The organism is [Flexibacter] sp. ATCC 35208 (assembly GCF_001975825.1).
Lineage (GTDB): Bacteria > Bacteroidota > Bacteroidia > Chitinophagales > Chitinophagaceae > Chitinophaga.
Genome location: NZ_MTKN01000002.1, coordinates 38323 through 53363 on the forward strand (window position 1 = coordinate 38323; position 15041 = coordinate 53363).

The following is a 15041-nucleotide window of genomic DNA, read 5'->3' on the forward strand; positions in this document are numbered from 1 at the left end:
GATAAACAGGCAACAGATCTAAACTAAATGACACGGAATAACTACGCTCCCTATATCACGATTGCCCGTGAAGAATGGGCAAATAAAAGTGATGAACTCATGGAACACCTGATCAAAGATCTGGATAAGCTACATGGGTTAAATGAGCCGCTGACAAAGGAAGAGGTTACACAAATCTACGTGCCGCTGTCACGATTGTTAAATCTGTTCGTAACAGCTGCGCAGGAACTGCATGCAACAACGAATACCTTTTTGGGAAGGAAGGTGACTAAAGTGCCTTATATTATTGGGATTGCAGGAAGTGTGGCGGTTGGAAAGAGTACGACAGCGCGTGTATTGCAATGGTTGTTGGCTGCGTTTCCCAATCATCCGAGAGTAGCGTTGGTAACGACAGATGGGTTTCTATATCCGAACAGGGTATTGGAACAGAGAGGAATTATGAATAGAAAGGGGTTTCCGGAGAGTTATGATATAAGGAGGCTTGTACAGTTTCTGGCGAATCTGAAATCGGGGAAAGAGAAGGTGGCTGCGCCGCTGTATAGTCATTTGGAGTATGATGTGCTGGCGAATGAAATGCAGTGGGTAGAATCGCCGGATATTGTGATTGTAGAGGGAGTGAATGTGTTGCAGGTGAGGCCGAGGCCATTGGGGTCACCGGAGCCGAGTATATTCGTATCGGACTTTTTTGACTTTTCTATTTTTGTAGATGCGGAGGATAAGGATTTGGAGCAGTGGTATATAGAGCGGTTTAAGTCATTGAGGACGACGGCGTTTGCGAATCCTGAGTCTTATTTTCACAGATATGCACATTTGACAGATGCGGAGTCAGAGGAGATAGCGAGGAAGATATGGAATGAGATCAATAAGCCGAATCTGGTGCAGAATATATTACCGACAAGGTTTAGGGCGAGTTTGATATTGGAGAAGGGAAATCATCATTTTGTGCAGTCGTTGAAGTTAAGAAAGACTTAAAATTTGCAGGCTGTTTTTTAATTGTTGGGGATGCTTTTCGCAGCAGTATTGAAAATTGTCTTAAAAGAATATTTTGAACGGCTTTGCCTGATGGCAAAGCCATTTTTGTTGGAGCCTTTTTTGCATACTTTTAGGGTAAATATTCAAGCACAATGAAAAAAATCCTCCTTCCTGTTACTGCCCTGATTATTTTGGTAGCATCAGCGTTTACGGTTCTCTCCGGACCAGATTATAAGATCGCTGCTGGTTATGCTGTAAAGTTTTCTGCTGCTGGCGCCAATGGTATTTTTAAAGATTTGAAAGGAAAGGTTGTATTTGACGAGCAACATCTGAATACTTCTAAATTTGATGTGACTATTGATGTGTCTAGTATCAATACCGGTAATGGTTTGAAGAATACACATGCGAAGGGTGATAAGTGGTTGGATGCGAAAAAATATCCGACCATTACATTCACTTCTACAGAGATTACGAAATCAGGTAGTGGGTATGTAGCGAAAGGTGAGTTGACCATGCATGGTGTAAAGAAGCCGTTTTCTATTCCATTTACTTTTGTGAAAGCGGGTAGTGGTGGAACTTTCGCAGGGAAGTTTGATGTGAACAGGAGTGATTTTGGAGTGGGTACACCGGGTGGTAAGGTGGATGACATTATTAAGATGGAGGTGAATGTTCCGGTGAATTAATTTTTTTCAAAACAGCTGGGGCGCTTTAGTGATTTCTCCAGTTGGTAATGGTAGTTCGAAAAAAGAGATACCGGCCGTATAAGGGTGGTATCTCTTTTTTGATTGAATTAGTATATCGAGGTGAATTCTTTTTTCTGAGCAGGTAGATTGCTACAAGCCAGCAGCGAGGAGGAAAAATCCGATATGCATAAAGCCTCGTCAATATGTATAAACATATAGACATATAAACAAGAAAGCAAATTATTTTTGATGGTTGGGCAGGCCTTTAGCAGCGTAGCCACCAGATTACTTTTGCTGCTTTGCCCAATTCTTAAGGATAGTAATTGCATCATATAATACCCCTGCCTCTCCCCTGAAATCCCCCGAACCTTTTGGCTCGCCAGTCTGTACATCATACCATTCATAGAAGCCATGGTGGCTAAGGGCACGGTCCAGCATCGGGCTGAGTTCATCGTAAGCTTCCTTGGCAAAACCATGCTCAATGAGGGCTTGTACCATTCTACCACCAAACCAGGTCCAGTCGCCAGCATTCTGATACACATAAGGTTTCATATTTGGAAACTCCTTTTCAGGATAAGGCGGGTAGACGGTGATGCCAATGGTGGCATATTTCTCTTTAGTAGCAGCCACGAGCATTTGCTCATTAATGCCGGCGATCTCTTTCGGAGAGTGGAAACCAGCGAGGATTGCGCAGGCAGAACCACCCGTATAGATGATTTCATCTTCTTTGAAATCAGGAGAGAAAGGGCTACCATTGAGGTAGAGATGTGGCAGATACTTACCAGCACCAGATTGCCAGAGGTATTTGCGAACGTTGGTTTTGAGTTGGTTGTATTGGGTGAGGTAGGATCTGTTTTTTGATAACTCCGCGTATTCTTTGAGTGCAATAGCGTACATCGCATTGTCATAGATATCAATAGACCACTTTGTATGGTCATTGATCACCACACCCCATCCTTTTTCAGGTTGTACATCTCCCCAGTCAATAGTAGTAGCACCGGTGACAAGGTTATATTTAGCTGACCAGCGGGCTTTGTGTACATATTGCAATGCCGCATCCAGGCGCTGTAGCACGGTTTGGTGATCGATGACGATGTGCAGGATGCTTGTATCATTGGTATGTTTGATGTATTTGTATACTGCCTGTACCAAAGACGATTCCTGATCTGTTTCCACGGTATTTTTGTGGGCGGCCCATTCCGGGGCGAGGTCAGAATAGATATAATCATAGCCTGCCTGTGCTTTTTGTTTGGAGATCATGCCGTCTACGATATTGCCATCTTTGCCCTGCATGCTGAAGAAGAGGAGGAGCATTTCTTTCACCTTTTCTTTGCCATGAACGGCGAGAGAGCCGTTGATAAAGGTGTTGAAATCCCTGATCCAGACTTCGCCATAGGAGGTGCCGGCGGTGAAACCTGTGAGTAGTCGTAAAGCCCGTGCCTGAATAGTATCGAGGCGGTGATCTGCCAGTATTTTAGTGGCCAGTTGTTTGTTTTGAGCGCCGGATGATAGCACGGCAAGCATGATAAGAGCGAAGAAGAAGACCTTTTTTCTCATAGTATGTATATACATACAAACATAATGATTAATTTTGGCAGATGGAAATAAGTATTGATCATCAGAATCCAGTTCCTTTACACTTACAGGCGGAGCAGTTATTGCGCAATATGATCAGGGACCCGAAGTATGCGGGCGGGCAGTTTTTGCCGAATGAGGTAGAGTTGGCGAAGCAATTGGCGATATCGAGGTCTACGTTGCGGCAGGCGTTAAATAAACTGGTGTACGAGGGATTGCTGGTGAGAAAGAAAGGTGTAGGTACTAAAGTGGCGGATTTGGAGAAGATCAGCTCTAAGGCGAAGAACTGGATCAGCTTTACGCAGGAGATGCAGGCAAGGGGCTTAAAGGTGCGGAATTTTGAATTGCATGTAACGTGGGTGTTGCCAGATAATGATGCGGTGGCATTTTTTGGTATTCCTGCTAATCAGAAGATCCTGAAATTAGAGCGATTGAGAGGAACGCCGGAGGGGCCGTTTGTTTATTTTATTTCATGGTTTCATCCAGGGATAGGGTTGACAGGAGAAGAGGATTTTAAGAGGCAGTTGTATGATATCCTGGATAAGGATTATGGCGTAGTGGCAACATTGTCAAAAGAGGAAGTGAGTGCAAGAGCAGCGGATAAATTTGTGGCAGCGAAATTAGAGATTGATGCGGGAAGTCCGGTTTTGTTTAGAAGGAGATTTGTGTATGATAAGGATGATTTACCGATTGAATATAATGTAGGTTATTATAGACCGGATAGTTTTGTATATACTGTTGAAAGCCGGCGGGAGTAGGTTGGACTGCGGCAGCAAGGGAAATAGCATTTTTTACTGATGGAAAGTTCTTTTTTGTTGAAGAGGAAATTGTTTAAGCTAACTGCAATTTCAATAAAAATATAAAGCCCCTCTGCTGGCGCAGGGGGGCTCATTAAAAGGCATAATTTTCATTTAGCAAATCATACCACTACTTTACCCATTCATTAATATGGGATGCGTTACCCATGGCAATTTCACGGGCTGAGATAGTGAATGCAACCGTCATCGGGTTTTGATTATCTGAATCAAAAGTTTCTTCAAACTTTACCAGATAACCTTCCTTGAAGTTTAGCGATTTCAACTTTGCATCTGAATCTCTCTTGTAGAAAGTGATAGTACCATCCTTCCTTTCGAAGTTGTTCACCATCCACTCGAACAGATCAGTGTCGCCATTAGATTCAACGATTAAACGGATGCGGCCACCACGGGTAATTGCTGAAGGGCGACCAGTTGCATCTACTTCTTGGGTGAGGTCGTAGCTACAGTGTTTAACAACCAACTGTTTTCCTGCTACTTCAAACACGGATTTGAATGACATGGGTTAAATGTTTAAGGTTTACAATAAAGAATTAACAATTAAGGGCTATTTATTTATTTATATAATTATGATGCTTAAAATTAAAAATAATTCCCCGTATAGCCAAGCCAAACAGTCCCTAAAACACCACTTTAACAAATTATATTTTTAATCATTTATCAGTAATGATATGTATAAAACCATTACCTGCTTCTCATTAACTGCCTATTGTAATCCAGCTCGCTTCTTGCATTTTCCAACTCTTTGTTCAGATCATTGATCTTCTCTTTCAGCTCCGCAATACTCTGTTGTGCATTCGATAATCCACGCAATTGCTGCTTACTTTGTTGCAACAAAAGACAGTTCTGTATGATGTTTGCATACAAGCCATAATGCGTTACCGCATCCTTAGGTATAGAGTTACGCATGCTTACCAGATCCTGTGCAATGACCTGATCCATATAATTTGCATTCTGGTTTGGCAGATTGATGGAGTCTAAATTGTTCCTTACTCTCTCGAGCTTACCCAGAAATTCTCCCTGAAATGCCTGCTCCTGGCGGAATGTAGCCAGCTCTTTGCGCAGCTCTGCATTCTCACGGCTTGGCACCTGGAAGTTGAAAAATATGGCCAGGACAAACAGACCTACTGTAACGATAAAAAATAACAGGAACCATAAAAAAGCGGATAATCTTTCCTGCTTGTTCAGTACACGCATGTGATATTAAATTGAGTTGAAAATTATGATCAATCTGTAAAAAACCATTTCCTGGTTTTATGCTTACGTAAATATTCTGCATCCTCTGCTGACTCTTCTTTTACGAAGATGCCACTGTCCATCTTACGACCAATGTAATCCAGTCTGCTCAGGCTCTCGAACAACTTATTGATCGCACGTACAAAAGGGATCATAGGTTGCAGACATTCTCTTACATCTATGTGTTTGTAACGAATGTTTGCACAATTTACCATCAGCGTTTCCAACTCACCCTGCTTCAGTTCACACCATTCTGAAAAGTAATTCAGCAATTCTTCTTTACCTGCACTTGCACGCTGATCGATCGCATTCTTCATGGTACGTGCCAGTCCAGCTATCACTTCCAGCATTGCTGCAGGTGTTTGATAAATACCTAACCAACGGAACTGTGAGATACGTGTGCCCAGGTATTGTACTAATCTTTCAGTGATGTACAATACTACCTGCGCCAGATCATTGTTCTGATTACGTGCATATACTTTCTGTACGATGTGCACACCATATAGTTCCAGCTGACCGAGGAACTGATCCAGCTCCTGGTGCAGGTCTGCCAGTGCAGGATGCGCATACACCATAGTACATGGTGGTATATAATCATCATCTATCTGCGGCCGTCCATCTACGATGTTGATACGACCCAGTACCATCTGATAACTGCCTAACTGTCCTTGTGGTAACTGAGATGCAGGTGTTACATACAAATGATATTCTGGTGTGGCATACGGTAACCGTGGTGGGTCTTCGTGCAGCAAGGGCTCTCCGCTTGGCTGACGATTGAAGGGGTTTACCTGAATGAGAATATAGTAAGCATTTTCTGTATGCTGTGGATCCCAGTTAAATGTAGCTTCAGGAAAAGTAGTAGCGTATTTCAGCGAGTGTACAGTGTGTTCAGGAATTTCAATTCTCGCGCCACCTGGGGTAACGGCACGACATTCGGTGAGTTTCACTCTCCATTGTTGTTGGTTATCGGTTACAAACCAGCAACGTAATGATTCTTTACTTTCTGCTTTTGCAGGCAGCAATCCGTAGTTCTGCGCATGCAAGCCGCTGGAAATAGCATCCCTTATCTGATCCAGCATTGCGTTTTCTGTTTCAACGAAATGCTGCTTCTTTATCTTCATACCATCAACCCAGTTGACGGGAAAATATTTAAGCGGTTCTGCCATGGATGAATAATTTAAAATGCAGGGATTAATTGATAATAATTCTGTTACAAATAATGACACTGTTTTCACGCATGCCATTCATGAATACAGCTTTGTCAGGATCGAGGGTTTTAGCTGTACCCAGCCAACCTGATTTGAGGTGAAATACCCAGCCATATGGTTGTCCGTTTGCATCCACTACGTCAATCGGCGTATTGGGATAACGGTCATTATAGTCATTGATGAAATGATAGAAGAGATCGCCCAGGTCCATTTTGATAGGTGTACGTGCACGGAAGTAGGTGCGGTCATGATCTGTTACTTTCTTCTCCAGTTCGAAACCAATTACGATCAGGTCGCGCATATCATCTTCATTTACTTCGGGCAATTCCTGGTAAGCAGGATATTGCCACCACTTGAAAATTTTGGCAGGAATGGCCATCATCTTTTCGAATGTCTTGTACACAAATGTAGGCAGTGCGAATGCGAACATACAGGTAAGCAGCGGGTAGAAAGAAAACTCTCCTTTCGCAAAAAGATGCTGAATGAGAATGAACCCGATCCCACCAAATAACCAGATAGCCACGATGAATGCCAGCTCTGAACCAAACGCATCTTCACTACCCCAGAAACGGGTATACATGAGGTTACAATGTACTACGCCTAAACCCAGGAACCATACTTCGTAGAAGACATACTGGCTCATAGAATTCTGGTGTGTAAAGAGGAACGGAATAGAGCTGATGACAGCAAATACCAATACCATGATAGCCAGGTACCAGAGTGCCTTTTTCTTATATAGGGAAAAGTTTTTAATATAACGGCTTAGCAGGCCCACTATCAGGGAGCCGATAGCCATGAATGCCGCCAGTACAATGTAGATCTTAGCTTTTAGTATCATAGTCTTATTTCCTCGGAAAGGGTTAAACCTGTTGGATGAATCTGGGGCTGGAATACTCCGCTGGGCCCGGAATCAAACCATAAGGGTATATTACATGCAAAAATAGTTCCATTTAATGCCTACAGGTAAAAATTGTATCCTCCCAAACCCTCTTTTTCCTGAGTATCAGCCATAAAGACTTTCTTCTCATCGGGGTGAGGTTCCAGGATGGTCTCAACATCTACATCAGCTGGCACCAGGAAACTAAAACAGGTCTCCAGCAGACGGCCATAAGGCTGCCACGGGAGGAAGTCGTGTACCCTGTGCTGTTGAAGGGGGCCAATGGTAATTTTCCATACAGGCATATCTGTATAAAAGAGATCGCCTGTCATCGCATCCAATCCTAATCTTGAATCACCTAATGGTACCTGACTACCTGTCTCTACAGCAGTTGGCGTATCTTCCTGTATAATTTTTACAGGCTCATCCAGAATGGCCTGCAAGTACAATTGTACCAAAGGCAGATTACCTGCTATGCGGTAGATATATGGCAACAATTTTACCAATTTTTTCAGGGCCGGTTTTGGCAAATCAGACCGTATGCCCCAAAAGGAAAGAAACAGTTCATCTGCATCTTTTCCAAACGCATCGAAGAGTAAATGCTTTTCTTTCTGTTCAAGAAAAACTCTTTGCAGGAAGAATTCATTTTCAAGGGGACGAAAAAACTTTCTGGCTTCCTGTTGTTCTTTTTGCTGACGCTTGTAGTTAAGCACCATTTCTCTCACAGAGCGCTGTTGCTGCTGCGGCGTGAACTGGTGGAAGATACCCTCTGGCAAACGATCGTACAGTCCATCACGGGAGAGGGTAAGCGAAATGAATGGATGATAAGGTTGCGAATCATCCAGTTGAGCATTTAAGATATCTTTATTGAAAGACCGTACAAAAACGTTTTGATTCTGTACAGCAATTTCTTCGGCACGCACATGATTATCCAGTAACTCTCCCACTATTACTTCGGCACGTACATCATAATGCAATTTGCTGATATGGTCGATCACTTCTTCCAGCACCGCGGCTTTTTGGGCATTATTTACCATACGGGTTAATTTAGGTTTTTCTTGATCTCTTATTTTTCAGGGTTACATACTAACAAATATCATCAGATTTCACGGATTCAAATGTTAAAATTTCAACTACGAATGTAGTTAGTTTATTAATTTATCTAAAAAAATATTTAAAATTGCAGAAATACGAGAAACCTATGACCCCAAGAAAGTCCGCTAATGAGCGAAAAGTTACTACGTATAGACCATTCAGCAAGATAACAAACCATATCGACCCAATGGTACTGTACACATTCCTTGCATTACTGGGCATCAGTATCATTATACTGGCCTTCCAGGCTACCGGCCGTGAAGATTGCAGCCAGATAAGTATTGAGCTTGCAAGCCGGAACAATGCAGGGAAACACACTTCTTTTAGTACCGGAGAAGTGATCACCTTTAAAGCTGCTACAAACGGAGGCAGCAACAGCGGGCTCACCTGGGATTTTGGTGATTCTACAGCCACTACCAGTGGCTTGCAGGTATACCATGCATTTACAAAAGCCGGCACTTATATGGTGACCCTCACACATAGCAAGTGTACCTGGCACCAGGAAGTAATTATTATCAATGCTTTAGCAGATAATACCCCTGCACCGGCGGCCGACCTCTATCCCACTATCGATGGTCCGGAAGAAGTGCTGGCAGGCCGTCCTGCTACGTTTACAAATAGTACAGGCAATGCCCGCACATGGCAGTGGCAACTGTTGCAAAGAGGTGCTGAAGTGCATAACGGCCGCGCTGTTACTTATACATTCTCCTCTCCCGGCGAACGCATTTTGTCTCTCATTATCAATGGCGATAGCAGCAAGATGGTGACCAAACATATCATGGTGTTCCCTGCTCAAAGCAATCACAAGGTGGAAGACTTTAAACCCATGCCGTTCCCTGAAGATAACAAGGTGCCAGAGCCTACTCCGCAACCAGCGGTACCTGAAAAACCTAAGGTGCCTTCCGTATCAGACGATGAATTTAAGTTCATGCTGAGCCAGGTGGTGGATAAACAAAAGAGTGCCAGTGACTTCTCTCCATACCTCTGCGATAATCTGAATGCAAGGGTATTGCTGAATGATAAGGATACTGATGCTTTCAGTCATTTCTGCTCACGTATCCGTGGTAAGAAACGATTTAAGATTGAACTCGTGAACCTGATCAAAGATCAAAACGGTTGTGTGAAGGAAATACGTGTACGATATGACAGGAAATTCTTAGGCATTTTTTAATGATTGATTTTCTCTTTAATGATTGAAAAATGAAACAGCAGTATTATAAACTACCAATGGATTTTTCCAGAATTTTGCAAAAGCAGGATCTGCCCGATGTGAATCTCGAAGAATCGGTAGCACAGCATATTCAGTTGTTAATCACAACCGTACTGGGGGAGAACAAAGACGATCCCCAGTATGGTTGTCAGTTGTGGGACAACGATTTCGATATCAGGGCTTCGAACAATGAAGTGAAGGAACAGGTGGAACTGTCAATAAGAGCTTCTATCAACAGATATGAAAAACGATTGACACAGACGAGAGTAGTGGCGCAAATCAGTCAGGAGGAAGTGATGGGGATGACTTCTAAAAAAGTGAAGAAGAAGATACGGGTGACAGTAACGGGGGTGCTGGCAAGGAACAAGACTGATTTCAATTATAGTAGTTTCTTTTACGTAAGTCCATTGTCATATGATTAAAAAAAATTCAGGGGGTGCGCCTCCGGCGTGGAGGCAGATTGCTTCGGAATTAAATCACTTAAACCCTTAACCCTTGGCTAAAGAGCAAAAAGAACGAATCAAAGACCGGATGCTGAAAACGGCCGCCAGGCTGTGGGGATACCCTGATGCAGAGGTAGAAACCTCCTTTGATCCCATTGTACAGTTATTGCTGGAAGCCTGTGCCAGTGAACTGGAAAAAATATCAGGTGACGCAGAAGTATCTCATGCCCGATTGGTAGAACGACTGGCCCAGATCATGATGCCGGAACCGATCACCAGCAGCCAACCTGCTTATGGTATTCTGCATGCCAGCTGCAATGAGCGGACGGCAGCGCTCACACCAGATCACCAGTTTTTCTATTCCCTGAGGAACGGCTTTAACAGCCAGGACCTCTTTTTTATGCCCCTGGCACATCATCGCCTGTTCCGTGGACAGGTAAAATATAGCGTGATTGGCGGTAAACTGTTTGAGACCAGGGACCATTGGTTCAAAGAACAGGTCCTTCAAGGCAATTTACAGGCCGATACGCCGCCTAATCATCTTTGGTTGGGTCTGAGTATGGAAGGAGCCGTAACCTCGGCAGAAGGGCTCTCTTTTTTCTTTGATCTGCGAAACGTACACCTGCAGGAAATGTTTTATCATTACCTGCCACTGGCCAAATTTTATATAGGTGAAACGCCTTTGCAGGTAAAAAGCGGCTATTTTCATAGCAAAAGCGCCGCTCAGGAAGACCTGGAAGCCATTATGGAACCTGCCTTCGATACCAATACCAGGTATAGTCAACAGGTATTACAACGATTCAAACAGCATTTTCAGACGGTCACCAGCACTGAACCATTACCGGCAGCCATGCCTTTCCCTCCTGCCCTGCATCATGTGTTTGGCCAGGGTAGCAGCAGATTGCAACAGGAGATCGTGTGGATCAGGATTGAATTCCCTGAAACCATTCGTCATTCCCTGCTGGAAGACCTGTTTTGTAGTATCAACAGCTTCCCGGTCATTAACAAAAAGCTGAATGAACAATCACAGCGACTGAACAAGTACCTGAATATTATGCCGCTGCATACCAACGATATTTACTTTGATGTGAAACGTGTGTATGATGTGGCAGGCACCGATTACCATGTGCGTAACTTTACGACCAGCGGTGAGATGCAGGAAGGCGAACTGGTTATCAGGAGCAGTGGTATTGGCCGGTTCGATTCCCGTGAGGCAAAAGAGATCATTGCTTACCTGATTGAAGTGATCAGGGATGAAAGTTCGCTCTTTGAAGAAGTGCGGAATGACTATGTGGCAAGTAGAATGCGGGAACTGCATCAGTTGATCGCATCTCTGGAAGAACAATTACAGCCTACCAGCAACAGGGGGAATATTCCTTACCTGATGATCAAGCCAAAGGAGAATGCGGATTATTTGTTTTTAGAGTTTTACACGACTAATGGTAGTACCGCGAATAATATCCGTATGGGTAGCAAGTTGCAGGAATATGGTAGTGTGCAGTTACAGCCGAATTCTATCAGTATGCTGTCGAATACGCAGGGTGGGAAAGATCGCCTGAGTATTGATGAAAAGATTAACCTGTATCGCTATCATTTGCTTACAAGGAATAGGATTGTGACACCTGAAGATATCAAAGCACTGGTCAGGTATGTGATGGGGAAAGAGCTGAGAGAGGTGAGCATTGTGAAGGGGGTGTCTGTAAAACCCGGTGCTTCAGAAGGATATAGCAGAACGCTGGATATAAAAATCACTTTATCTAAACCAGCGAATTTATATGCAGAAGGAAGTTTGTTGTATATGAAAGATGAGATGTTGCAGCAATTGAAAGAGAATGGGACGAATAATTATCCGTATAGAATTTTCATGAATGACGTTTTGATGTAATTACAAAATCCGGCTGTCTCATTTACTTTTGAGGCAGCCGTATAAAAAATATCACCCCAATTAACAGACATATCAGTAAAAGTATTGGCGTTACTATCACATTCACAATATTGTATAAGATGGCATATTTTGCCGGCCCGATATCAACCGGATCTTGGGGATCCTGTTGATATCGGGCAATTCTGCGCCTGATCATCTCTGTATGTGCTTCACTGACATAGCCTGCCCGCTTAATAATAGTATCTTCAAAGTTGTTAAACATATAAGGAAAGCCATCCTTTGTAATATGGTTTTCCAGTGGTTTGTAAAAAATAAACCCGGTGAACACGTCTGAGTAATTAATGGAACGTGGCTGGATGAAACCTGCATCAAAATTATCATTTCCCAAAGGGCTGCCTGCAAAATCGAAACCTACATCCGGATTTCCTGCCGCTTCAAAAGCCTTGTCCCACTTGCCATTCTGTATTGGCGACAACAAAGAAGCATATTTGAGAGATACCGTATTGATCATCACATTGGCCACCTGCTTTGGCAGATTTTGCATAAGAAAACCAGTAGTACCAAGGTATACGCTGGAGAACTTTTCCTTCCTCTTGCCCACTGGCAGGCCGTAGCCGTGACGGCTATTCATAATTATCAGTGCCTTATGTCTCTTATGCCCTGCGATAGTCGTTTTATACCTGCTGATAATATTTCCTGCCATTATACTGTCATACAGCAGATTGTTGTATCCCCTGAGATATTTCTCATGTGTCATTGTTTGCCAATCCACCGGAGGGCCCGTAAAGTACCAGTTGATCTTTGCGCTGTCTGGCAACCTAACGTTCAATTTGTTCACCGTTTTGAAAAAGTCGAACAGGTTACTGTTACTCCAGATGGGCCATATTGCATTGCTGTTCCGCTGTAGCAAAGCTGTGCTGCTGTCCAGCTCATCTTCAGTTCTAAAAGATGTATGCAGGTAGGAGGTCAATGTATCCTGAAAACTCACCGATCCACATTCGGTAAAGATATTTCCTACTTCCTTTGCAAACCGCTCGTCATTCACAATCCGGAAGATCAGGTCATACTGGGTATACTCCGGATGTAAACGTTCAGATATAACAACAATATCGTTTTTTTCGAAAAGGTGAAAGATGTAATCAACTGGATCCTCCCCGTTTGATTTTATGAAACTCGCATACCTCTCTGTTTCTTTGGTTACAGGATATCTGGAAGAGAAACTATTCATCAGCTTCTCTTTTCCTGAGAATAACGGATAGGTCATCACTGCGATGGCACTGATGGTCACCAGCGTCATCGCATACAGGAATGGTCTGGATTTGCGGCGGCCCCTGTTTAACTGTATGGTAAGCGTGCCTGACAACAGTTCCCACCATGTTCTTTTAAACAGCACAATAGTCATCACTGTTACAAACAAAACAATGAAAGAGACGCCTGCTGTGTAGAAAACAGACCAGCAAGGAACGAATTGTTTCACCAGGAATAATGGGATCAATAGTCCACAGATACCTTTTAAAAGCACTTCTCTTACTAGAATAATTCTCAGGGTCAGCCCTCTCCTATCTTTTTGCTTTACCTGCAATCCTGTAAGTAACTTAGCAGGTGTCTGCCCTGCAAATAAAATATAGGAAACTGTATAGTAAATTGCAAAAACCACAGCAAGCATATCGCTGAAGGCAATAAAAGTAAATTTCCAGATAACAGGCTGCAGTAGAATGCTCAGGCAATAAATAAAGGCCATATCCATTATGAACGAAGCGAATCGTAGCCATAACAGCGTCTTTAAAGGGTGCATATCATTTAGTATATGTGGACAGGGGAAGCTCCTTGCCGGCCTGTAATTATCTGATTTTATTTCCCGGCATTTTACAATCTTAATCATTGGCAGGCATGATTTAAAATTGCATTCTAATAAACGGGGATGCATTATAAATAACAGGAAGGCCATGAGAATTGCATGTACAAAAATTCTCTCCATTAGGTACCCCAATAAAAAGGGTGGCGTCTCGAAGTTTTGAGACGCCACCTTTTTTATTGAAGCAAATTATATTTTCTGTAGGCGGACTTCTCCTCCTGCTTTAAGCGTTTCGGGTGAAACACCTTTCTTCCCTCCTGCATCGCACAATACCACCACATTACCAAAACCAAGATCTACATAGATACGGTTACTCACCAGCCAGCCCCTCCCCGACAGTTTTGTTTGCTTTCGGATATAAACGCCATTCGCCTGCAGGTCATCCAACAACAATATACTTACCAGCTGCCCATCTTCAAAGCTTGTACTGCTCTGCATCTTAGCAGCCAGTGTCGTGATAGCTGCTTTTTCTGACTTACCGCCGATATTGATTTTGATACTTCTGAATCGTTTATCTGACTCTACCGAAGGTCCTGAATTAAAAACAGAGGCATTCACCGTTGTTTTGTTGAATACATTGTATCCAAATTCAGGGATGTACACTTCAGGATATTCGAACAGTTGCTTGATCGCAATGATCTTATAAATGTACTGTGCCGTTTCGCTGTTCAGCATTAGCTGATAATAATCGTTGCTACCCTGCTTGCGGATATTGCGCGAGATATTGCCCGCGCCACAGTTGTAAGCAGCAGCGGCCAGTGTCCAGGAGTGTAACTGATTGTATAATTGTACGAGGTATTTACAGGCTGCATGTGTTGATTTCAGCAGCTCATTCCGCTCATCATTTGAATTACTTACGTCCAGTCCCAAAGTAGTAGCGGTAGCCGGCATCAGCTGCCAGATACCCTGTGCACCTACGACGGAGGTAGCATTGGTAAAGCCACTTTCCACCACAGGTAAATATTTAAAATCTTCCGGTATATGGTATTGCTGTAAGATGGGTACAATGAGCGGAAAATACTGTTCTGACCGGGCTTTCAGCGCTGGCAGAAAATTACGGTGACGGAGGTGCCCCTTTATCACATCCATCAGTCTGTAATTTACAAAATCCCGCTCCATAGGCACAGACTCGCCACAAAAGGCTACCTGCTGTGCAGACAGTACTTTTGTGATCATACAAAAGGTAC

Annotated in this window: 14 protein-coding genes; 6 read left to right on the top strand and 8 right to left on the bottom strand. The window is 43.3% G+C overall.

Going from position 1 to position 15041, the window contains the following annotated elements; translation table 11 throughout:
• The first annotated feature begins 27 nt into the window (after positions 1–27).
• Both coaA and BW716_RS01700 read left to right on the top strand, forming a co-directional pair.
• The gene (gene coaA, locus BW716_RS01695) at positions 28–972 is read left to right on the top strand and encodes a type I pantothenate kinase (protein WP_083720372.1); all 945 of its coding nucleotides are present in this window, start codon (positions 28–30) and stop codon (positions 970–972) included.
• Positions 973–1124: 152 nt separating this feature from the next.
• Entirely contained in the window at positions 1125–1655 is a 531-nt protein-coding gene (locus tag BW716_RS01700; RefSeq protein WP_083720373.1) for a YceI family protein, read from the top strand.
• 285 nt (positions 1656–1940) lie between these two features.
• Here the strand turns inward: BW716_RS01700 and BW716_RS01705 are convergent, their stop codons facing one another.
• Positions 1941–3212 (bottom strand): hypothetical protein, encoded by a 1272-nt coding sequence (locus tag BW716_RS01705; protein WP_083720374.1) that lies wholly within the window; start codon positions 3210–3212, stop codon positions 1941–1943.
• Between the two features lie 41 nt (positions 3213–3253).
• On the opposite strand from BW716_RS01705, the gene BW716_RS01710 reads away from it, so the two are divergent.
• The gene (locus tag BW716_RS01710) at positions 3254–3988 is read left to right on the top strand and encodes a GntR family transcriptional regulator (protein WP_083720375.1); all 735 of its coding nucleotides are present in this window, start codon (positions 3254–3256) and stop codon (positions 3986–3988) included.
• Positions 3989–4157: 169 nt separating this feature from the next.
• Here the strand turns inward: BW716_RS01710 and tssD are convergent, their stop codons facing one another.
• The 5 genes from tssD to BW716_RS01735 all read right to left on the bottom strand — a co-directional run bounded on the left by tssD (position 4158) and on the right by BW716_RS01735 (position 8403).
• Complete coding sequence (tssD, locus tag BW716_RS01715) at positions 4158–4547, bottom strand: type VI secretion system tube protein TssD (RefSeq protein WP_083720376.1); 390 nt, start codon at positions 4545–4547, stop codon at positions 4158–4160.
• 182 nt (positions 4548–4729) lie between these two features.
• Entirely contained in the window at positions 4730–5242 is a 513-nt protein-coding gene (gene tssO, locus BW716_RS01720; RefSeq protein ID WP_083720377.1) for a type VI secretion system TssO, read from the bottom strand.
• Between the two features lie 29 nt (positions 5243–5271).
• The gene (locus tag BW716_RS01725; RefSeq protein WP_083720378.1) at positions 5272–6447 is read right to left on the bottom strand and encodes a hypothetical protein; all 1176 of its coding nucleotides are present in this window, start codon (positions 6445–6447) and stop codon (positions 5272–5274) included.
• Between the two features lie 25 nt (positions 6448–6472).
• Complete coding sequence (locus BW716_RS01730; protein WP_083720379.1) at positions 6473–7327, bottom strand: TssN family type VI secretion system protein; 855 nt, start codon at positions 7325–7327, stop codon at positions 6473–6475.
• 119 nt (positions 7328–7446) lie between these two features.
• The gene (locus tag BW716_RS01735) at positions 7447–8403 is read right to left on the bottom strand and encodes a type VI secretion system baseplate subunit TssG (protein ID WP_083720380.1); all 957 of its coding nucleotides are present in this window, start codon (positions 8401–8403) and stop codon (positions 7447–7449) included.
• Between the two features lie 245 nt (positions 8404–8648).
• Here BW716_RS01735 and BW716_RS01740 point away from each other — a divergent pair, with 245 nt between their 5' ends.
• From BW716_RS01740 to BW716_RS01750, 3 genes are all read left to right on the top strand, one after another.
• Positions 8649–9632, top strand: coding sequence for a PKD domain-containing protein (locus BW716_RS01740; protein WP_179090964.1), 984 nt, complete (start codon positions 8649–8651; stop codon positions 9630–9632).
• Between the two features lie 29 nt (positions 9633–9661).
• Positions 9662–10093: a GPW/gp25 family protein gene (locus BW716_RS01745; protein WP_083720382.1), complete on the top strand. Its 432-nt coding sequence runs from the start codon at positions 9662–9664 to the stop codon at positions 10091–10093.
• A 73-nt stretch (positions 10094–10166) separates the two neighbouring features.
• Entirely contained in the window at positions 10167–11999 is a 1833-nt protein-coding gene (locus tag BW716_RS01750) for a type VI secretion system baseplate subunit TssF (protein ID WP_083720383.1), read from the top strand.
• Positions 12000–12021: 22 nt separating this feature from the next.
• Here BW716_RS01750 and BW716_RS01755 read toward each other — a convergent pair whose 3' ends face one another.
• On the bottom strand, positions 12022–13794 hold the full coding sequence (locus BW716_RS01755; RefSeq protein WP_143708686.1) for an RDD family protein: 1773 nt from the start codon (positions 13792–13794) through the stop codon (positions 12022–12024).
• A gap of 249 nt (positions 13795–14043) precedes the next feature.
• A complete protein-coding gene (locus tag BW716_RS01760) occupies positions 14044–15030 on the bottom strand; it encodes a lytic transglycosylase domain-containing protein (protein ID WP_179090965.1) in 987 nt (328 codons plus the stop codon).
• Positions 15031–15041: the final 11 nt, after the last annotated feature.